The sequence below is a fragment of the Streptomyces sp. NPDC041135 genome, from assembly GCF_055592085.1.
Map to the genome: position 1 here is coordinate 44589 of NZ_JBVIYZ010000027.1, position 20584 is coordinate 65172.

Annotated in this window: 19 protein-coding genes; 16 read left to right on the top strand and 3 right to left on the bottom strand. The window is 74.4% G+C overall.

Translation table 11 applies throughout. The annotated features are described in order from the left end of the window. The first annotated feature begins 34 nt into the window (after nt 1-34). Both ACZ6CZ_RS32990 and ACZ6CZ_RS32995 read left to right on the top strand, forming a co-directional pair. On the top strand, nt 35-304 hold the full coding sequence (locus ACZ6CZ_RS32990; RefSeq protein WP_469028723.1) for a DUF4190 domain-containing protein: 270 nt from the start codon (nt 35-37) through the stop codon (nt 302-304). Between the two features lie 92 nt (nt 305-396). After that, entirely contained in the window at nt 397-1560 is a 1164-nt protein-coding gene (locus ACZ6CZ_RS32995; protein ID WP_469028659.1) for a cysteine desulfurase family protein, read from the top strand. Nucleotides 1561-1589: 29 nt separating this feature from the next. Here ACZ6CZ_RS32995 and ACZ6CZ_RS33000 read toward each other — a convergent pair whose 3' ends face one another. Then, a complete protein-coding gene (locus ACZ6CZ_RS33000) occupies nt 1590-2222 on the bottom strand; it encodes an N-acetylmuramoyl-L-alanine amidase (protein ID WP_469028661.1) in 633 nt (210 codons plus the stop codon). 97 nt (nt 2223-2319) lie between these two features. Here ACZ6CZ_RS33000 and mnmA point away from each other — a divergent pair, with 97 nt between their 5' ends. Further along, the gene (gene mnmA / locus ACZ6CZ_RS33005; protein WP_469028664.1) at nt 2320-3453 is read left to right on the top strand and encodes a tRNA 2-thiouridine(34) synthase MnmA; all 1134 of its coding nucleotides are present in this window, start codon (nt 2320-2322) and stop codon (nt 3451-3453) included. A gap of 46 nt (nt 3454-3499) precedes the next feature. Here mnmA and ACZ6CZ_RS33010 read toward each other — a convergent pair whose 3' ends face one another. Together ACZ6CZ_RS33010 and ACZ6CZ_RS33015 are read right to left on the bottom strand one after the other, a co-directional pair. Continuing rightward, entirely contained in the window at nt 3500-4300 is an 801-nt protein-coding gene (locus ACZ6CZ_RS33010; RefSeq protein ID WP_469028666.1) for an alpha/beta fold hydrolase, read from the bottom strand. A 37-nt stretch (nt 4301-4337) separates the two neighbouring features. Beyond that, on the bottom strand, nt 4338-4661 hold the full coding sequence (locus ACZ6CZ_RS33015; RefSeq protein WP_469028669.1) for a DUF427 domain-containing protein: 324 nt from the start codon (nt 4659-4661) through the stop codon (nt 4338-4340). A gap of 50 nt (nt 4662-4711) precedes the next feature. Between ACZ6CZ_RS33015 and ACZ6CZ_RS33020 the strand changes: the two genes are divergently transcribed. The 13 genes from ACZ6CZ_RS33020 (at nt 4712) to ACZ6CZ_RS33080 (ending at nt 20584) form a co-directional block, all read left to right on the top strand. Then, nucleotides 4712-5251 carry an LOG family protein gene (locus ACZ6CZ_RS33020; RefSeq protein WP_469028672.1) on the top strand — a complete coding sequence of 180 codons (540 nt, stop codon included), beginning with the start codon at nt 4712-4714 and terminating at the stop codon, nt 5249-5251. Nucleotides 5252-5258: 7 nt separating this feature from the next. Continuing rightward, nucleotides 5259-5957 (top strand): SDR family oxidoreductase, encoded by a 699-nt coding sequence (locus ACZ6CZ_RS33025; protein ID WP_469028674.1) that lies wholly within the window; start codon nt 5259-5261, stop codon nt 5955-5957. Between the two features lie 98 nt (nt 5958-6055). Continuing rightward, nucleotides 6056-7057: a methionine synthase gene (locus ACZ6CZ_RS33030; RefSeq protein ID WP_469028677.1), complete on the top strand. Its 1002-nt coding sequence runs from the start codon at nt 6056-6058 to the stop codon at nt 7055-7057. Between the two features lie 15 nt (nt 7058-7072). After that, a complete protein-coding gene (ligA, locus tag ACZ6CZ_RS33035; protein WP_469028680.1) occupies nt 7073-9268 on the top strand; it encodes an NAD-dependent DNA ligase LigA in 2196 nt (731 codons plus the stop codon). 259 nt (nt 9269-9527) lie between these two features. Then, on the top strand, nt 9528-11762 hold the full coding sequence (locus ACZ6CZ_RS33040; protein ID WP_469028682.1) for an EAL domain-containing protein: 2235 nt from the start codon (nt 9528-9530) through the stop codon (nt 11760-11762). Between the two features lie 187 nt (nt 11763-11949). Beyond that, the gene (gene gatC, locus ACZ6CZ_RS33045) at nt 11950-12246 is read left to right on the top strand and encodes an Asp-tRNA(Asn)/Glu-tRNA(Gln) amidotransferase subunit GatC (protein ID WP_030231941.1); all 297 of its coding nucleotides are present in this window, start codon (nt 11950-11952) and stop codon (nt 12244-12246) included. 2 nt (nt 12247-12248) lie between these two features. After that, on the top strand, nt 12249-13748 hold the full coding sequence (gene gatA / locus ACZ6CZ_RS33050) for an Asp-tRNA(Asn)/Glu-tRNA(Gln) amidotransferase subunit GatA (RefSeq protein ID WP_469028686.1): 1500 nt from the start codon (nt 12249-12251) through the stop codon (nt 13746-13748). After that, complete coding sequence (locus tag ACZ6CZ_RS33055) at nt 13745-13987, top strand: hypothetical protein (RefSeq protein WP_469028688.1); 243 nt, start codon at nt 13745-13747, stop codon at nt 13985-13987. Before gatA ends, ACZ6CZ_RS33055 begins: the two co-directional genes overlap by 4 nt. 15 nt (nt 13988-14002) lie before the next feature. After that, complete coding sequence (gene gatB, locus ACZ6CZ_RS33060; RefSeq protein ID WP_469028691.1) at nt 14003-15514, top strand: Asp-tRNA(Asn)/Glu-tRNA(Gln) amidotransferase subunit GatB; 1512 nt, start codon at nt 14003-14005, stop codon at nt 15512-15514. Between the two features lie 157 nt (nt 15515-15671). Beyond that, nucleotides 15672-16247, top strand: a complete 576-nt coding sequence (locus tag ACZ6CZ_RS33065; RefSeq protein WP_469028693.1) for a GNAT family N-acetyltransferase — start codon at nt 15672-15674, stop codon at nt 16245-16247. Nucleotides 16248-16281: 34 nt separating this feature from the next. Continuing rightward, nucleotides 16282-16890, top strand: coding sequence for a hypothetical protein (locus ACZ6CZ_RS33070; protein ID WP_469028696.1), 609 nt, complete (start codon nt 16282-16284; stop codon nt 16888-16890). A 212-nt stretch (nt 16891-17102) separates the two neighbouring features. After that, complete coding sequence (locus ACZ6CZ_RS33075) at nt 17103-17288, top strand: hypothetical protein (RefSeq protein ID WP_469028698.1); 186 nt, start codon at nt 17103-17105, stop codon at nt 17286-17288. Between the two features lie 221 nt (nt 17289-17509). Next, nucleotides 17510-20584, top strand: a complete 3075-nt coding sequence (locus ACZ6CZ_RS33080) for a helix-turn-helix transcriptional regulator (RefSeq protein WP_469028725.1) — start codon at nt 17510-17512, stop codon at nt 20582-20584.

Here is a 20584-nt window from a genome sequence, read left to right on the forward strand (position 1 = left end):
CCGTCCCGTCCGATCCGTCAGGAGCTGACCCATGCTGCACCTCACCGCACCCGCGACCCCCGCCCGGACCGCGCCCCGCGACGCCGACGGCATGGCCGTCGCGTCCTTCATCCTCGGCCTGCTCGGCCTGCTCGTGCTCAACGTCTTCCTCGGCCCGATCGCCATCGCCCTGGCCGGCGCGGCCGTCTGGCGCGGCACCGCCCGCCGCGGCCGCGCCCTGCTCGGCCTCACCCTCGGCGTCGCCGACCTGCTGGTCCTGGTGGCCTTCATGCAGGCCGACCACACGGTGTCCTGGAGCTTCTAGCCGCCCCCGGCCCGGCCGGGGAGGAGGGTGGGAAGCGGCCGGGGACGAGCCGCGACCACCGCCGCGGGCGGCCCCGTAGAATCGGGCTCACCATGGCCTACCTCGACCACGCCGCGACGACCCCGATGCTCCCCGAGGCGGCGCAGGCGCTGACCGCCCGCCTGAGCGTCACCGGCAACGCGTCCTCCCTGCACGCCTCCGGCCGCCGGGCCCGCCGCACGGTCGAGGAATCCCGCGAGACCCTCGCGGACGCACTGGGCGCCCGCCCCAGCGAGGTGGTCCTCACCTCCGGCGGCACCGAGGCCGACAACCTCGCCGTCAAGGGCCTGTACTGGGCCCGCCGCGCCGCGGACCCCGCCCGCACCCGCGTCCTCGCCAGCCCCGTCGAGCACCACGCCGTCCTGGACGCCGTCCACTGGCTCGGCGAGCACGAGGGCGCCACCGTCGAGTACCTCCCCGTCGACCCGTACGGCCGGGTCCACCCCGAGGCGCTGCGCGAGGCCGTCGCCCGCAACCCCGGCGACGTGGCCCTGGCCACCGTGATGTGGGCCAACAACGAGATCGGCACCGTCCAGCCGGTGCGCGAACTCGCCGACGTGGCGAACGAGTTCGGCGTCCCGCTGCACGCCGACGCGGTGCAGGCCTTCGGCCAGGTCCCCGTCGACTTCGCCGCGTCCGGTCTCGCCGCGATGACCGTCTCGGGGCACAAGATCGGCGGGCCCTACGGCATCGGCGCCCTGCTGCTCGGCCGCGAGTACACCCCCGTGCCCGTGCTGCACGGCGGCGGGCAGGAGCGGCACGTGCGCTCCGGCACCCTCGACGTCCCGGCCGTCGCCTCCTTCGCGGTGGCCGGCCGGCTGGCCGCCGAGCGGCGCGAGTGGTTCGCCCGCGAGGTCGGCGCGCTGCGCGACGCCCTGATCGACGCCGTCCGCGCCGCCGTCCCCGACGCCGTCCTCGGCGGCGACCCGGTGGACCGGCTGCCCGCCAACGCCCACTTCTCCTTCCCCGGCTGCGAGGGCGACTCGCTGCTGCTCCTGCTCGACGCCCAGGGCATCGAGTGCTCCACCGGCTCCGCCTGCACCGCGGGCGTCGCCCAGCCCAGCCACGTCCTGCTGGCCACCGGCACCGATCCCGACCTGGCCCGCGGCACCCTGCGCTTCTCCCTCGGCCACACCTCGACCCGGGCGGACGTCGAAGCGGTCGCCGAGGCGATCGGCCCGGCGGTGGAGCGGGCCCGGGCGGCGGGGCTGACGTAAGCGGCCGGTTCCGCGCCGCCGGGCCGGACTCAGGCCGTCCGCACCAGCCGCAGGTACCGGTCCCAGTCCCAGTGGCGCCCCGGGTCCGTGTGGTCCGTGCCCGGCACCTCCACGTGCCCGATGACGTGCTCCCGGTCGGCGGGCATGCCGTAGCGCCGGCATATCGCGGCCGTCAGCCGGGACGACGCCGTGTACATCGCGTCCGTGAAGGAGGAGGGGTCCTCCACGAACCCCTCGTGCTCGATGCCGACACTGCGCTCGTTGTACTCCCGGTTGCCGGCGTGGAAGGCCACGTCCAGCTCGCGGATCAGCTGGGTGACCCGCCCGTCCCGGCGCACGATGTAGTGCGCCGCCGCCCGGTGCGCCGGGTCCTGGAAGACCCGCACCGCGCTGCGGTAGCCGCCCTGGGTGACATGGACGACGACCCGGTCGACGGCGTAGTCCTCCGGCCGGTCCGCGCGCCGGTAGTTCGCCGGGGACGCGGGCACCCAGCGCGCGCCGCGGAAGTCCACGGCCCCCGCCACCCGGTCCTTCTCCACCCCCGGCAGCCGCCACCACAGCCGGGACAGCTCGTCCCGCGCCAGCACCGCCGAGCCCACCGCGGCGGCCGCCCCGCCGACGAGCAGCGCCCGCCGCCCCAGCCGCTCGTCCCCGTCGCCCATGGCCACCCCCCCGCCTGTCCGCTCGCTTCCCGTCCCCTCCTGGCGTCAACGGATGTCCGGCCGCCCCGGTTCCCGCGCCCCGTACCCTGGAAGGGTTATGACTGACACCCCGCGCACCCGCCCCCTCCGCGTCCTCGCCGCCATGTCGGGCGGCGTGGACTCCGCCGTCGCCGCCGCCCGCGCGGCCGAGGCGGGCCACGACGTGACCGGCGTCCACCTCGCGCTGTCCGCGAACCCGCAGTCGTTCCGCACCGGGGCGCGGGGCTGCTGCACCATCGAGGACTCCCGCGACGCCCGCCGCGCCGCCGACGTCATCGGCATCCCCTTCTACGTCTGGGACCTCGCCGACCGCTTCCGCGAGGACGTCGTCGAGGACTTCGTCGCCGAGTACGAGGCGGGCCGCACCCCCAATCCGTGCCTGCGCTGCAACGAGAAGATCAAGTTCGCCGCGCTCCTCGACAAGGCGCTGGCCCTCGGCTTCGACGCCGTCTGCACCGGTCACTACGCCCAGGTGATCGTGCGCGAGGACGGCACCCGGGAACTGCACCGCGCCTCCGACATGGCCAAGGACCAGTCCTACGTCCTCGGCGTCCTGGACGACCGCCAGCTCGCCCACGCGATGTTCCCGCTCGGCGACACGGTCACCACCAAGGAGGAGATCCGCGCGGAGGCGGAGCGCCGGGGCCTGGCCGTCGCCAAGAAGCCCGACTCGCACGACATCTGCTTCATCGCCGACGGCGACACCCAGGGCTTCCTCGCCCGGCGCCTGGGCCGCGCGCCGGGCGACATCGTCGACGAGTCCGGCACCACGCTGGGCACGCACGAGGGCGCCTACGGCTTCACCGTCGGCCAGCGCAAGGGGCTCAGGATCGGCACCCCGGCGCCCGACGGCAAGCCGCGCTACGTCCTCGACATCTCGCCGGTGACCAACACCGTGACGGTCGGCCCCGCCGCCGCCCTCGACGTCGTCGCCCTCACCGCGGTGAGGCCGCGCTGGTGTGGCGCCGCCCCGGCCGGCCCCGGCACCTACACCGCCCAGCTGCGCGCCCACGGCGGCGAGAGCGAGGTGCGCGCGGAACTGGCCGGCGGGGAGCTGCGGGTCGCCTTCACCGAGCCGGTCCGCGGCGTCGCCCCCGGCCAGGCGATCGTGCTGTACGACGGCACGCGCGTGGTCGGCTCGGCGACGATCGCCGCCACCACGCGCGCGACGACGGCCGCCTCCGCCGTCTAGTGCCGTGCCGGGCGTCGCGAGCCGGTGAACCTTTCCGGTCGCAGCACTAGCCCCGCGCCCGGTGCTCGCCGAGGAACTCCGTGAGCACCGGGGCGAGGACGTCCGGCTCCACCGCGTGCGTCTGGTCCGCCAGGACCCGGTACGACCCGTGCGGCGCGGCCTCGGCGACCGTGCGGGACGCCTCGCGCAGCCACTCGGGACTCGCGCCGCCCGCGACGGACAGCACCGGGACGGTGACGGAGGCCAGCAGCTCCCGGGGCACCAGGCCGTCGCCCAGGACGGCGTCGTCGTAGGCCAGGGTGGGCGCGACCGCCTCCATGCCCGCCCACATGGGTGACTGCCGGGCGCCCTGGATCATCTCCTCGGCCAGGCCGGTGACCCGCAGGAACAGCTCCACCGCGTCCCCGCGACGGTCCTCGGCGAGCGCCTGCGCGAGGTGCTCGGTGTACGCGGCGCGCTCCTGCCCGGCGCCCTCCTCCCGGAAGTCGGCGTACGGCGTCTCGTAGACCGCCGCCCGGCGCACCGGCAGCCCGGCAGCCGCCGCCCGCAGCACCAGCGCGCCGCCCGAGGAGATGCCGTACAGCGCCGCCTCGCCGCCCACCGCGTCGAGCAGCGCCGCCAGGTCCTCGATCTCCCGCTCCACCGCGTACGGCGCCGTGTCGCCGCTGGCGCCGCGGCCCCGGCGGTCGTAGAGGACGACGTCGAAGCGGCTCGCGAGCAGCCGGGCCAGGGGCGCCATCGTGCCGCCCGTGGACATCGCGCCGCTCACGAGGACGACCGCGGGGCCCTCACCGGTGCGCTCGTACGCGATCGGGGTGCCGTCGCGCGAAAGAGTCTTCTTGTCCATGCCCGTGGAGACTGCCCTACGGCGCCGGACTCATCGCTCACGACACGTCGGCGTCGTAGAAGCAGAGGTGGTCCTTGATCCGCTCCACGCCCTCCTTCGGCTCGGGATAGCCCCAGGCGAGGTCGGGCGCGCCGGGCAGCGACCAGTAGGAGGCCGTGCCCTTGAAGGGGCAGTGGGTGTGCGTCGCGGAGGGGGTCAGGAGGTCAAGGCGCACGTCCTCGGCGGGGATGTAGTACCGCACCGGACAGCCCGTCTCCCGCAGCTGAAGCGCGCGTTCGGTCTCCGCGAGGACCTGGTCGCCGTGCACCACGCGCACGTGCCGCTCGCTCTGCTCGATCGTGATCGTGTGTCCCTTGGCCATACCCGTACAGCGCGCGGGGACGGCCGGTTCTTCCCGCGTACGGTGGTCGCATGCGCATCTGTGTCTTCCTCTCCGCCGCCGATCTCGACGACCGCTACACCGGCGCCGCGCGCCAGTTCGGGCACCTGGTCGGCAAGGGCGGCCACACGCTGGTGTGGGGCGGATCCAACGTCGGCCTGATGAAAGTGGTCGCCGACGCCGTCGAGGAGGCGGGCGGGCGGCTCGCCGGCGTCTCCGTGCGCTTCCTCGCGGCGAAGGCCCGGCCCGGGACCGACGAGATGGTGATCGCCGAGGACCTCGCCGAGCGCAAGCGGCTGCTGCTGGAGAACGCCGACGCGGTGGTCGTCATGGTCGGCGGCACGGGCACCCTCGACGAGGCGACGGAGATCCTGGAGCTGAAGAAGCACGGCCACACCGACAAGCCGGTCGTCCTGCTCAACACCGCCGGCTTCTACGACGGCCTCAAGCAGCAGTTCCGCCGCATGGAGGACGAGGGCTTCCTGCCGCGCCCGCTGACCGAGCTGGTGTTCTTCGCCGAGGAGCCGGTGGGGGCGCTGGCCTACCTGGAGGAGAGCCGGGGCATCGAGTGATGCGAGCATGGCGGGCATGGCTACACATGTGATCACCGGGGCCGGTTCCGGCATCGGCGCCGCCGTCGCCCGCCGTCTGCACGCGCGCGGGGACGACCTCGTGCTGCACGCGCGCGACGCCGGCCGCGCCAAGGAACTGGCCGAGCGGTTCCCCGGAGCCCGCACCCTGGTCGGCGACCTCGCCGACCCCGACCGGCTCTCCTGGGCCTTCTCCCACCAGACGCTCCCCGAGCGCGTGGACACGCTGCTGCACATCGCCGGGGTCGTCGACCTCGGCCAGGTCGGCGAGCTGAGCCCCAAGTCCTGGCGCCACCAGCTCAACGTCAACCTCATCGCCCCCGCCGAGCTGACCCGGCACTTCCTGCCCCAGCTGCGCGCCGCCCGCGGCCAGGTGCTGTTCGTCAACTCCGGCGCCGGCCTCAGCGCCCACGCCGGCTGGTCCGCCTACGCCGCCTCCAAGCACGGCCTGAAGGCCCTCGCCGACTCGCTGCGCCAGGAGGAGCGGGACAACGCCGTCCGGGTCACCTCCGTCTACCCAGGCCGCACCGCGAGCCCCATGCAGGCCAAGGTCCACCAGCAGGAGGGCAAGGACTACGACCCGGGCCGGTGGATCGACCCCGAGTCGGTGGCCACCACCGTGCTGACCGCCCTGGACCTGCCCAGGGACGCGCAGATCGACGACGTGACGGTACGGCCCGGTTCCTGACGCCCCGGCCCGGCCGGACGCCGCCTGCGCCGCACCCCCTGCGCCGGACGCCGCCTCCGCCGGTCCGGTCCGCCGTGCCGCCTACGTAGGCTGCACCCGTGAACGACAACATTCGCTTCGGCGCCGCCACCGGCATCGGGTCCCTGCCCGGTGGCGACGCGCGGGAGGCCGCCAGGACCGTCACCGGCAGCTTCGAGGACTTCCCCCACCTGCCCGAACTGCCCGCCCGGGGCCCCGGAGCCGACATGATCGGCCGCACCGCCGGGATGCTCGTAGAGCTGTACGCGCGCGTGGAACCCAGCGGCTGGCGCATCGGGGACCGCCCCGGCCGGGACACCAAGCGGGCCCGGTCCTGGCTCCGGGAGGACCTCGACGCCCTGGAGGAGTTCACCCAGGGCTACGAGGGGCTGCTGAAGGTGCAGGCCGTGGGGCCGTGGACGCTGGCCGCCGCCCTGGAGCTGCGCAACGGCGAGTCCGCCCTCGGCGACCCCGGCGCCTGCCGCGACCTGGCCGGCTCGCTCGCCGAGGGACTGCGGGAGCACCTGGCCGAAGTGGCCCGCCGCGTCCCCGGCGCCCGCCTCGTGCTCCAGCTCGACGAACCGTCCCTCACCGCCGTGCTGCGCGGCCAGGTCAGGACCGCCAGCGGCTACCGCACCCACCGGGCCGTGGACCGGCAGGTCGCCGAGGCCACCCTGCGGGACGTGATCGGCGTGCACGCCGGCGGCCCCGTCGTCGTCCACTCCTGCGCGCCGGACGTGCCCTTCGCCCTGCTGCGCCGGGCCGGTGCCGCCGCCGTCTCCTTCGACTTCGCACTCCTCACCGAACGTGACGACGACACCATCGGCGAGGCCGTGGAGGCCGGAACGCGGCTGTTCGCCGGAGTGGTGCCGGGCACCGACGGCCCATTGTCGGACCCTGCCGGTAGCGTCAGTGGTGTCAGGACGCTGTGGCGCAGGCTGGGGCTGCATCCGGGGCTTCTCGCGGAGGCGGTCACCCTCACCCCGGCGTGCGGTCTCGCGGGCGCTTCCCCGGGGTACGCACGCGAGGCGCTCGCCCACTGCGTCCGGGCGGCGAGATCACTCGCGGACAACCCAGAGTAACGGGAGGACGACACGGTGGCCGGCGACAAGCAGCAGGCGGAGACGGCGGTGCCCGCGCAGGCACGGGAGCGGCACGCGCAGCTCGCCGAGCAGATCGAGGAGCACCGCTTCCGGTACTACGTGAAGGACGCCCCGGTCGTCAGCGACGCGGAGTTCGACCGCCTCCTGCGCTCCCTGGAGGCGCTGGAGGAGGAGTACCCGGAGCTGCGCACCCCGGACTCGCCGACCCAGAAGGTCTCCGGGTCGTACGAGACGGAGTTCACGGCCGTCGCGCACCGCTCCCGGATGCTGTCCCTCGACAACACCTTCAACGACGACGAACTCGCCGCGTGGGCCGAGCGCATCGCCCGCGAACTGGGCGAGCAGGAGTACCACTTCCTGTGCGAGCTGAAGGTGGACGGCCTCGCCGTCAACCTCACCTACGAGCGCGGCCGCCTCACGCGCGCGGCCACCCGCGGCGACGGCCGCACCGGCGAGGACATCACTCCCAACGTCCGCACCATCGCCGAGATCCCGGACCGGCTGAAGGGCGACGAGGTCCCCGACCTGGTGGAGATCCGCGGCGAGGTCTACTTCCCGATGGAGAAGTTCGAGGAGCTCAACGCCCGGCTGGTCGCCGCCGGTGACAAGCCCTTCGCCAACCCGCGCAACGCGGCCGCCGGTTCGCTGCGCCAGAAGGACCCGCGGGTCACCGCCACCCGCCCGCTGCACATGGTCGTCCACGGCATCGGCGTCCTGGAGGGCTTCAGCGGGCTCACCCGCCTCTCCCAGGCCTACGACCTGCTCAAGACCTGGGGCCTGCCGACCTCGCCGTACAACCGGGTGGTCGACGACCTGGCGGGCGTGCGGGAGTTCATCGCCCACTACGGCGAGCACCGCCACTCGGTGGCGCACGAGATCGACGGCGTCGTCGTCAAGCTCGACGAGATCCGCCTCCAGGGGCGCCTGGGCTCGACCGCGCGGGCGCCGCGCTGGGCCATCGCCTACAAGTACGCGCCGGAAGAGGTCAACACCCGGCTGATCGACATCAAGGTCGGCGTCGGCCGCACCGGACGCGTCACCCCGTACGCGCAGGTCGAGCCGGTCACGGTGGCCGGCAGCGAGGTCGAGTTCGCCACCCTGCACAACCAGGAGGTGGTCAAGGCCAAGGGCGTCCTCATCGGCGACACGGTGGTCATCCGCAAGGCCGGTGACGTCATCCCGGAGATCCTCGGCGCGGTCGTCGACCTGCGCGACGGCAGTGAGCGGGAGTTCGTGATGCCGGGCGAGTGCCCGGAGTGCGGTACGCCGCTGCGGCCCATGAAGGAGGGCGACATCGACCTCCGCTGCCCCAACGCCCGTGCCTGTCCGGCCCAGTTGCGGGGCCGGGTCGCCTACCTCGCCGGCCGGGAGTGCCTGGACATCGAGCACTTCGGCCAGGTCGCGGCCGCCGCGCTCACCCAGCCGCTGGAACCGGCCGACCCGCCGCTCGCCGACGAGGGCGACCTGTTCGACCTCACGGTGGAGAAGCTGCTGCCCATCAAGGCGTACGTGCTCGACCCGGACAGCGGACTGCCCAAGCGGGACCCGAAGACGGGCGAGGAGAAGGTCGTCACCGTCTTCGCCAACCAGAAGGGCGAGCCGAAGAAGAACACCCTCGCGCTGCTGGAGAACATCGAGGCCGCCAAGACCCGCCCGCTGGCCCGCTTCCTCAACGGGCTGTCCATCCGCCACGTCGGACCCGTGGCCGCGCAGGCGCTGGCCCGCGAGTTCCGCTCGGTCGAGCGCATCGAGCAGGCCACCGAGCAGGAACTGGCCGCCGCCGACGGCGTCGGCCCGATCATCGCCGCCGCGCTCAAGGAGTGGTTCGCCGAGGACTGGCACCGCGAGATCGTCCGCAAGTGGAGGGCCGCCGGGGTTCCGCTCGAGGACCGCTCGAGCGGCGAGGACGAGGGCCCGCGTCCGCTGGAGGGCCTGACCGTCGTGGTGACCGGCACCCTGGAGAACTTCACCCGGGACGGCGCCAAGGAGGCCCTCCAGAGCCGGGGTGCGAAGGTGACCGGTTCGGTCTCCAAGAAGACGTCGTTCGTCGTCGTGGGTGACAGCCCCGGATCGAAGTACGACAAGGCCGTGCAGCTGAAGGTGCCCGTGCTGGACGAGGACGGCTTCACGGTCCTGCTGGACCAGGGACCGGACGCGGCGGCGAACGCCGCGCTCGCGACCGGGGAGTAGCGGTTGAAGGCCATCCGATCGGCGCATATCAGATGCATACGGGTGGCCCGGGCGCAATCGGGCAACCGTCCACGACCGCTGCCCGTGAAAGCCTTCCGCGGCCTACTGTTGAGGTGTGCGCCTGCCGTGCCCAGCTGCGGTTGGGGGCATCGTCGTGCTCTCGCGGAGCACGGGGACGGGTCTCCAACGCGGAGCTGCTGATGGCTGTCGGGCATCGGGCCGCGTGGCGTGGGCACCGCCGGCTGTGAGAGGGACGGGAATGGAACCGACCGAGAGCGCCGCTCCCGATGCACGGCTGCGCCCGCGCCGCCGTACGGGCGCCTGGCGGGAGAGCCGCTGGGGCGCGCTGGCCGCCCGGCGCACCGGCGGCCGGCAGGCCGGCCCGGGCACCGTGAGCGAGGTGCGGGCCGCGCCGCCCCGGCACACCGGACCGCCCGCTCCCGGGCTGTCCGGCGCCGAACCCGAACGGCACCTGTCCTGGCCCGCGTTGCCCGCGGGCGTCGTCGCGGCCGCCGGGATCGTCCTCGGCGCCGGCTTCCTGCGCGCCCTCACCGGCCACCACGCCCTCTTCCCGTCCGGCACCGCCGGCTGGGCGCTGGCCGTGCTCACCGGCGTCATCGTCGGCCATCTCGTCATGCTCGGCCGCGCCCGCTGGTGGGGCGGCACCGGCTCCGGCGCGGCCCTCACCCTCGCCGTGCTGCTGCTGTACGGCTGGGTCCCGGCCGGCATGGTCAGCCTCACCGTCGTCGTCCTGGTCGGCACCGCCCGGCGCCACCGCTGGCGGCAGGGCGTGCTGCACGGCGCGGTGGACGTCCTCGGCATCGCCGCCGGCGCCCTGGTGCTCGCCGCCTTCGGACGCGTGCCGACCGTCGAGTCGCCCTGGCACGCCGACAGCTGGACCGTCACCACGGCGCCCGAGGTGGCCCTGGTCGCCGTCGCCTACCTCGCCGTCACCCGCGTCCTGCTGTGGTACCTCCAGGCGCCCCGCGGCGGACTGCCCACCGTCGCCCGCACCGCCCTGGTCCGACAGGGCCTGGTCGCCCTGGCGCTGCTCGGCATCACCCCGCTGGTGTGCGTGGTCGCCGCCGCCGCGCCGGTCCTGCTGCCGCTGTTCGCCATCCCGCTGTTCGCCCTCGACTCCACCCTGTGGATGGCCCGCGCCCGCGCCGAGGAGCAGCTGCGCGACCCGCTCACCGGGCTGCCCAACCGGCAGTGGCTGCTGGAGCGGATCTGGAAGGCCCTCGACGACGCCGAACGGATCGACGCCCGCGCCGCCCTGATGCTGATCGACCTCGACCGCTTCCGGTCGGTGAACGACACCCTCGGCCACCTCGCCGGGGACCGGCTGCTGCTGCAGATCGCCGACCGGCTGCGGCTCGCCCTGCCGCGCGGCGCCGAGGCGGCCCGGCTCGGCGGCGACGAGTTCGCCGTCTTACTGCCCGTCGCCGACTCCACCACGTCGGCCACGCGCGTCGCCCGCGGCCTGGTCGCCGCCCTCAGCTCCCCGCTGGACCTCGACGGACTCACCCTCGTCCTGGAGGCCAGCGCGGGAGTCGCCGTCTTCCCGGAGCACGCCCTGGACGCCGAGGGGCTGCTGCGCCGGGCGGACGTGGCGATGTACCAGGCGAAGCGGGGCCGCACGGGCGTCGAGGTCTACGAGTCCAAGCGGGACTCCAACACCCCGGACCGGCTGGGCCTGCTGGGCGATCTGCGCCGCGCCCTGGACGCGCACGAGGTGGAGCTGCACTACCAGCCCAAGGTCCGCTTCGACGGGCAGGTGGCCGGTCTCGAGGCGCTGGTGCGCTGGGTGCACCCCGAGCGCGGGAAGGTGCCGCCGGACGAGTTCATCGCCATCGCCGAGTCCTCCGGGCTGATGCCCCACCTGACGGAGTACGTGCTGGACACCGCCCTGGCGCAGGTGGCCGCCTGGCGGGCGCAGGGGCTGCGGGTGCCGGTGGCCGTCAACGTCTCCCCCCGCGATGTCCACACACCCGGTTTCGCCGGCTCCGTCGCCGCCCGGCTGGCCCGGCACGGGGTCCCGGCGGGGGCGCTCCAGCTGGAGATCACCGAACACGTGCTGCTGGAGGACCCGCAGCGGGCGGCCGACACCCTGGCCGCGCTGACCGCGCACGGCGTGACGATGTCCCTGGACGACTTCGGCACCGGCTACTCCTCGCTGGTGCACCTGCGCCGGCTGCCGGTGAGCGAGCTGAAGATCGACCGCTCCTTCGTCGCCCGGCTCGCGGTGGACACCGAGGACGCGGAGATCGTGCGCTGCACGGTCGACCTGGCCCATTCGCTCGGCCTGCTGGTCGTCGCCGAGGGCGTGGAGGACGACGAGACCTGGGAGCGGCTGCGCGACCTCAGGTGCGACGCCGTACAGGGCTGGCTGGTGGCCGCCGCGATGCCGCCCGAGGAGACGACGGCCTGGCTGCGCGCCCGGGGCTCCCGCGGCTGGCAGCGCCCCCGCGCGGCCCTCCCGGCCGCCGAATGACCCACGTCCGCACGGCCCGCCCGCCCCGCCGCCACCGCTGCCGCCGCCGCCACGCCGCCCCCGGGACCACCGCCGCGCGCGCCGCCGGGCGAGGGCCCGGGGGAAACCGTTTCACGGGCATCACGCCCGGACCCATAGGATTGGGACCGGCCCGAAAGCACACACACTCACCCCAGAGGATCGCTGCATGCCTGGCATCACGCGCGAGGAGGTCGCCCACCTCGCCCGGCTGGCGCGTCTGGAGCTGAAGCCCGAAGAGCTCGAACACTTCGCGGGACAGCTGGACGACATCATCGGCGCGGTCGCCCGCGTCAGTGAGGTCGCCGACCAAGACGTACCGCCGACCTCGCACCCGCTCCCGCTGACGAACGTCATGCGGCCGGACGAGGTCCGTCCCTCGCTCACCCCCGAGCAGGCGCTCTCCGGCGCCCCCGCCCAGGAGCAGCAGCGTTTCAAGGTGCCGCAGATCCTGGGGGAGGACTGACCATGACGGACACCACCATCATCAGGCTCACGGCCGCCGAGACCGCCGAGAAGATCGCCTCCGGCGAGCTGACGGCCGTCGAGGTCACCGAGGCCCACCTCGCCCGTATCGAGGCCGTCGACGAGAAGGTGCACGCCTTCCTGCACGTCGACCGCGAGGGCGCCCTCGCCCAGGCCCGGGCCGTCGACGAGAAGCGGGCGCGCGGCGAGAAGCTCGGCCCGCTGGCCGGCGTGCCGCTCGCGCTGAAGGACATCTTCACCACCGAGGGCATCCCGACGACCGTCGGCTCCAAGATCCTCGAGGGCTGGATCCCGCCGTACGACGCCACGCTGACCAAGCGGCTGAAGGCCGCCGACGTGGTCATCCTCGGCAAGACCAACATGGACGAGTTCGCCATGGGGTCCTCCACCGAGAACAGCGCCTACGGCCCCACCGGCAACCCCTGGGACCTCACCAGGATCCCCGGCGGCTCCGGCGGCGGCTCCTCCGCCGCGCTCGCCTCCTTCCAGGCCCCGCTCGCCATCGGCACCGACACCGGCGGCTCGATCCGCCAGCCGGCCGCCGTCACCGGCACGGTCGGCGTGAAGCCGACCTACGGGGCGGTGTCCCGCTTCGGCATGGTGGCGTTCTCCTCCTCCCTCGACCAGGGCGGCCCCTGCGCCCGCACGGTCCTGGACGCGGCCCTGCTGCACGAGGTCATCGCCGGGCACGACCCGCTCGACTCCACCTCCATCGACGCGCCGGTCCCGCCGGTCGTCGAGGCCGCCCGCAACGGCAGCGTCGCCGGGATGCGCGTCGGCGTGGTCAAGCAGTTCCGCGGCGAGGGCTACCAGGCCGGTGTCATCCAGCGCTTCGACGAGTCCGTCGGGCTGCTGCGGGAGCTGGGCGCCGAGATCGTCGAGCTGGACTGCCCGTCCTTCGACCTCGCGCTGTCGGCGTACTACCTGATCGCGCCGTCCGAGTGCTCCTCCAACCTGGCCCGCTTCGACGGCCTGCGCTACGGCCTGCGCGTCGGCGACGACGGCAGCCACTCGGCGGAGGAGGTCACCTCCCTCACCCGGGAGGCGGGCTTCGGCCCCGAGGTCAAGCGCCGCATCATGCTCGGCACGTACGCCCTCTCGAGCGGCTACTACGACGCCTACTACGGCTCCGCCCAGAAGGTCCGCACGCTCATCACGCGCGACTTCGAGAAGGCCTTCGAGCAGGTCGACGTGATCGTCTCCCCGACGACCCCGACCACCGCCTTCCCGATCGGCGAGCGCGCCGACGACCCGATGGCGATGTACCTCGCCGACCTGTGCACCATCCCCACCAACCTCGCGGGCAACGCGGCCATGTCGCTGCCCTGCGGTCTGGCCCCGGAGGACAACCTCCCGGTCGGCCTGCAGATCATCGCCCCGGCACTGAAGGACGACCGGCTGTACAAGGTCGGTGCCGCGGTCGAGGCCGCCTTCGTGGAAAAGTGGGGGCACCCGCTGCTAGAGGAGGCTCCGTCGCTGTGAGCAAGGCACTGTCGAAGGCCAAGGGCTTCAAGAAGTCCAAGTCCGGTACGTACCTGTCCATGGCCACCACCGCGTTCGGCGCCGTCACCGTCGTCAAGCAGGTCAAGAAGGCCCGCCTGGAGAACGACACCCTGCGCCTGATCGACGCCGCCGTGTCCGCCGCCGCCATCGTCACCGGCCTCGCCATCCTCTACCGCGAGCTGAAGCGGCTGGGCGACGACGACGTCCTGCTGGGCTGAGAGGGAAGTTTCACCGTGACCACCACGACCGACCTGGTGTCGTACGAGGACGCGCTGGCGTCCTACGACCCCGTCATGGGCCTCGAGGTCCATGTCGAACTCGGCACCAGGACCAAGATGTTCTGCGGCTGCTCCACCGAGCTGGGCGCCGCGCCCAACGCGCAGACCTGTCCCGTCTGCCTCGGCCTGCCCGGCGCGCTCCCGGTCGTCAACGCGACCGGCGTCGAGTCCGCCATCAAGATCGGTCTCGCGCTGAACTGCGAGATCGCCGAGTGGTGCCGCTTCGCCCGGAAGAACTACTTCTATCCGGACATGCCGAAGAACTTCCAGACCTCCCAGTACGACGAGCCGATCGCCTTCAACGGCTACCTCGACGTGCAGCTGGAGGACGGCGAGACCTTCCGCGTGGAGATCGAGCGCGCCCACATGGAGGAGGACACCGGCAAGTCGACGCACGTCGGCGGCGCCACCGGCCGTATCCACGGCGCGTCCCACTCCCTGCTGGACTACAACCGCGCCGGCATCCCGCTCATCGAGATCGTCACCAAGCCGATCGTCGGCGCCGGCGAGCGGTCCCCGGAGGTCGCCAAGGCGTACGTCCGTGAGCTGCGCGAGGTCATCCGGGCGCTCGGCGTGTCCGAGGCCCGCATGGAGATGGGCCAGATGCGCTGCGACGTGAACCTGTCGCTGATGCCCAAGGGCGCCGAGAAGTTCGGCACGCGCAGCGAGACCAAGAACGTGAACTCGCTGCGGTCCGTGGAGCGCGCGGCCCGCTTCGAGGTCCAGCGGCACGCGGCCGTGCTGTCGTCCGGCGGCACGATCGTGCAGGAGACCCGCCACTTCCACGAGGACACCGGGTCGACGACCTCGGGCCGCGTGAAGGAGGAGGCCGAGGACTACCGGTACTTCCCGGAGCCCGACCTGGTCCCGGTGGCGCCCTCGCGGGAGTGGGTCGAAGAGATCCGCGCGGCCCTGCCCGAGCTGCCGCTGGCCCGCCGCACCCGGCTGCTGGCGGACTGGGGCATCACCGCCACCGACATGCAGGCGATCCTGAACGCCGGCGCGCTGGAGCCGATCGTCGCCACCATCGACGCCGGTGCCGACGCGGCGGCCGCCCGCAAGTGGTGGATGGGCGAGCTGGCGCGCACGGCCAACGAGTCGGGCGTGCCGCTCGACGAGCTGGCCATCACGCCGGAGCAGGTCGCCCGGGTCGCCGCTCTGGTGACCTCCGGCGAGCTGAACGACAAGCTCGCCCGCCAGGTCATCGAGGGCGTCCTCGCCGGTGAGGGCACCCCGGACGAGGTGGTCGACAAGCGCGGTCTGAAGGTCGTCTCCGACGAGGGCGCGCTGACCTCCGCCGTCGAGGAGGCCATCGCCGGCAACCCGGGCATCGCCGACAAGATCCGCGGCGGCAAGGTGGCCGCGGCCGGCGCCCTGGTCGGCGCCGTCATGAAGGCGACCCGGGGTCAGGCGGACGCGGCCCGCGTCAAGGAGCTGATCCTGCAGAAGCTGGGCGTCGAGGGCTGAGCACGGCGACGGCACACCCCCGGGGGGACGCATCACGACCGATGCGTCCCCCCGGGGCCGTCCGCGGCGGTGCGCGCCACGTCCGCCGTCCGTGAGAGGCTCACCGCGGCCGTGCTCACCGCGGCCGTGCGGCAGCGAACGAAGGAGCGACGGCGCGATGTACGCGATATCCCTGGGTGACGACGACGCCGAGCTGCGGCCGCTGGAGACCTGGCACGCCGCCGAACTGCTCGCCCACCTGGACCGGGGACGGGACTTCATCGGGCAGTACATCCCCTTCGGGTCGGCGGAGCGGGACGTGGACTCCGCGCGGGCGCTGCTGGCCCGGTACGCGGGGCTGCGCACCGCGGACTCCGGCGGCCTGCACGGCATCTGGCTGGCCGGGCAGCTCGTCGGCGGGGTGCTGTTCCGCACCTTCGACGCGGCGCAGGGCACCTGCGAGGTGGGTTGCTGGCTGGAGCCCGCGGCGGCCGGGCGGGGGCTGGTCACCCGCGCCGCCACGGTCCTCGTCGACTGGTCGGTCGAGGAGCGCGGCATCCACCGGGTGGAGTGGCACGCGGCGTCCGGCAACCTGCCGAGCCTCGCCGTCGCCCGGCGGCTGGGGATGACCCGGGACGGCGTGCTGCGCGGCAGCCACCTCCACCGAGGCGTGCGGCACGACATCGAGATATGGTCGGTGCTCGCCCCCGAATGGCGTGCGGCACGCGCGCGTACCGCTCACCACGATCATTAAGAGACCTCTCAGACAGCGTCCGTACGGTGCGAGCATGGGAACGAACGACGTGGCCAAGAACGACGCAGGAAACGACCGGGCGGACAACGAGCCGACGGCGGAGCAGGCGGGTGCGGCCGGTGACCGGGCCGGCGCGGTGACCGGGGGCGAGCCCGCGGCGCCCGTCGCGTCCTCCGGTCCGGCCGCCCCGGCCGGTTCCGCCGACGGCGACGCCGGGACCCGCGAGCACGTGACCGGCGAGGAGGGCACCCCCGGGGTCGGCCAGGGCGCCGCCGCCGTGGTCTCCGTGGCGCTGGGCATCGTCTCGCTCACCGGTGGCTGGATCGGTACGGTGGCCGCCGCCCGCGAGACGCTCGTCGGCCAGCTCCACACCTCCTCGGGCGCGACCGTGGCGAAGCAGGTCAAGGAGGTGTACGGCGACGCCTGGCACACCACCGCCCTGTGGGCGGGGCTGTTCGCGCTGCTCGCGCTGATCACCGGTGTCGTCGTGCTCGCCCGGCCCGCGTTCGGCACGCCCGGCAGGCCCCAGGCCGCCTGGATCAAGTCGGTCGCCTGGGCGGGCGTCGTCCTCGGCGTCCTCGGCCTGCTGCTGGCCGTCCTGAAGTACTCCGACGCCCTGCTCGGCCTGCCCTCGACCGGCTGACCCCGGCACCCGGGCCCCCGGCGCGGCACCAGGGGCCTTAGACCGTCCATCGGCACCCACGGACGGCCTAAGGCCCCTTACGCGTTCCCCGGGGCCCGGCGGGCGCCCCACAATGCGGAATCCTCCCGATGTGGCGGACCCCCCTGGCGGACGAAGGTGGAGGCATCGCGGCGAACGAAGCCCGCGGCTCCCTTCCCACCCGAGGACCTGACATGTTCGAGTTCGAACTCCACCGGATGCGCTCCGCCGAACTGCGCCGCCAGGCCGACGCCGAGCGCCTGGCCCGCACGGCCGTCCGCGCCCGCCGCGCCGCCCGCCGCGAGGAGGCGGAACGCGGCGCCGCCGCCGAACCCCATACCGGCCGCCCGCGCCGCCACCGGCTCCCGCACACCGCGTGAGCACCGCACCGCGGGACGGCGGCCGCACGGGGGTCGGCCGCCGTCTCCCGCGGGAGCGCCCGAGCCTGCCGTACGCCCGCCCGGCCCACGCGGTCGAGCGGGCGTACGGCGTGGCCGAGGGGGCGGTCGGCGCGGGGGAACGCGCGGTCGTACCGTACGTTCGTACGACCGATCGGCCCGGCCTGTGGAAAACCGGTGCCGTGCCGCCGGAGCCGCGTGGGATGCTCGGGCCTGTGGAGACCAGGTCCGTCAGTCCCGTGTTCGTCGGCCGCGCCGACGAACTGGGCACCCTCGACGAAGCACTCGTCCGCGCCGCCGGCGGGGCCGGCGCCCCGGCGTCCGGTGGCGCGGGCGAGCCGCAGGCGCTGCTGCTCGGCGGGGAGGCCGGGGTCGGCAAGACCCGGCTCGTCGAGGAGTTCGCCACCGCCGCCTGCCGCCGCGGCGCGGTCGTCGCCCTCGGCGGCTGCGTCGAGATCGGCGCCGACGGACTGCCGTTCGCCCCCTTCTCCACCGCTCTGCGCGCCCTGCGCGACGCGCTGCCCGAGGCGTTCGCCGCCGCGGCCGCCGGCCAGGAGGACGAACTGGCCCGGCTGCTGCCCGAACTGGGTGAGACCACCGCCGGCCGTTACGACGAGCAGGGCATGGCCCGCCTGTTCGAACTCACCGTCCGCCTGCTGGAGCGGGTCGCCGCCGACCGCACCGTCGTCCTCGCCCTGGAGGACCTGCACTGGGCCGACGCCTCCACCCGCCACCTCCTGGCCTACCTCGTCCGCACCCTGCGCACCGGCCGCCTCGTCGTCCTCGCCACCTACCGCTCCGACGACATCCACCGCCGCCACCCGCTGCGCCCCCTGCTCGCCGAACTCGACCGGCTGCGCACCGTCCACCGCATCGAACTGGCCCGCTTCACCCGCGAGGAGGTCGGCCGGCAGATCGCCGGCATCCTCGCCGCCGAACCCGAGCCCGCCCAGATCGACGAGATCTTCGAACGCTCCGACGGCAACGCCTTCTTCGTCGAGGAACTCGCCGTCGCCGCCCGCGGCGGCTGCTGCACCGGACTCAGCGACTCCCTGCGCGACCTGCTGCTGGTCCGCGTCGAGGCGCTGCCCGAGAGCGCCCAGCACGTCGCCCGGATCATCGCCGAGGGCGGCTCCACCGTCGAGTACCGGCTCATCGCGGCCGTCGCCCGGCTCGCCGAGGACGACCTCATCGAGGCGCTGCGGGCCGCCGTGGGCGCCAACCTGCTGGCCGTCGCGCCGGGCGGGGACGGCTACCGCTTCCGCCACTCCCTGGTCCGCGAGGCCGTCGCCGACGACCTGCTGCCCGGTGAGCGCTCCCGCCTCAACCGCCGCTACGCCGAAGCCCTGGAGGCCGACCCCACGCTCGTCCCCGCCGGGGAACGCGCGATGCGCCTGGCCAGCTACTGGTACCACGCCCACGACGCCGCCAAGGCGCTGCCCGCCGTCCTGGACGCCTCCGTCGCCGCCCGCCGCCGGCACGCCTACACCGAGCAGCTGCGGCTGCTGGAGCGGGCGATGGAGCTGTGGGACACCGCCCCCGAGGAGGTCCGCGCCGCCCTGCGCCCGGTCGACTGCATCGGGGCCTACCCGCCCTGCGGCTGCGACCCGGTCACCACCCCGCTGCGCTACCTCGACCTGATGGCCGAGGCCGCCGTCGCGGGCCGCTCGGGCGGGGAACGCGAACGCGCGCTGAAGATCACCAAGCGGGCGCTGCGGCTGCTGGAGGACGAGGACGACCCGCTGCGCGCCGCCTGGTTCTGGGTGCAGCGCTCCCTGCTGGTGCAGAACCAGGGCCGCGGCGACGGCTGGCGGGAACTGGCCACCGCCCAGGACCTGGTGCGCGGCCTGCCCCCGTCCGAGGTGCACGCCGAGGTGCTGGCCCGGGTCGCCAACTGGTCCATGCTGCACCAGCCCGGACCCGACGCCTTCGCCGCCGCCGAACGGGCCGTGCAGTACGCGCGGATGGTCGGCGCCCGCGAGATCGAGCTGCACGCGCGCCTCACCCTCGGCGGTCTCACCGTCCAGGCGGGCGACGGCCGCGCCGGCCTCGCCGAGATGCGGCTGGTCAAGGAGGCCGCCCTGGCGGAAGGCCTCACCCAGGTCGCCGGCCGCGCCTATGTGAACCTGCCGTCGGAGCTGCAGACCGTGGGCCTCTACCGGGAGGCCGAGGCACTGCTGCGCGAAGGGCTGGAGTACACCCGCCGCTTCGGGCTGCTGGACTCCGAGGCCTGGGTGTGGGGCAACCTCTGCGACGCGCTGTACTCGCTCGGCCGGTGGGACGAGGCCGCCGAGGCCGCCGTCAACGCCCTGCGGGCCGGCCACAGCGCCAAGCCCGCCGGTGCGGCCGCCCTGCGCCTGGCCCAGCTCACCCTGGCCCGGGGCGACGTCGCGGAGGCCGGCCGGCTCCTCGCCACCGCCCGCGCCCACTACGGCACCCACGACCCCATGCCGCAGCAGTGGCTGCCCGTGGCCCGCCTCGCCATCGGTGTCGCCGCCGAGGAGGGCCGGGTCCTGGACGCCCGCGCCGAACTGAACGCCGTGCTGGACGCCGGCTTCCCGCCCGGCACCCACCGCTACGCCTGGCCGCTGCTGCTGGCCGCCGCCACCGCCGAGGCCGACGCGCGCGCCCTGCCCGCGGCCGCCGACGGCCGCGACGGCGTCCTGGACCGCCTCCGGGCGGCCGCCGGGAAGCTCCCCGCCGACGCACCCGTCTGGCAGGCCTACGAGCGGTGGACCCGCGCCGAACTGTGCCGCGCCGGGGGACGGGACACCGCCGCCGGCTGGTCGGAGGTGGTCACCGCCTTCGAGTGCCTGGAGCGCCCCTACGACCTCGCCCGGGTCCGCCACCGCCTCGCCGCGTCCCTGCTGGCCGAGGGCGGCGACGCCGAGCGCGAGCGCGCCGCCGGACTGCTGCGGACGGCCGCGGCCGTCGCCGGCCGGCTGGGCGCCCGCTCGCTGGCCGACGCCGTCGCCCGCCTCGCCCAGCGCGGCCGCCTGGCCCTGATGCCCGGCCCCCGGCCGGCGCCGGAGCCCGCCGACCCCGTCGAGGCGCTCGGCCTGACCAGCCGGGAGGGCGACGTCCTGCGCCTGGTCTCGGCCGGCCGCACCAACCGCCAGATAGCCGAGGAACTCTTCATCTCCCCGAAGACCGCCAGCGTCCACGTCTCCAACATCCTGGCCAAGCTGGGCGTCTCGGGCCGCGGCGAGGCGGCGGCGGTGGCGCACCGGCTGCGGCTGTTCCCGGCGCAGCCCGACGGCACCCTGGCCGCGCGCTGA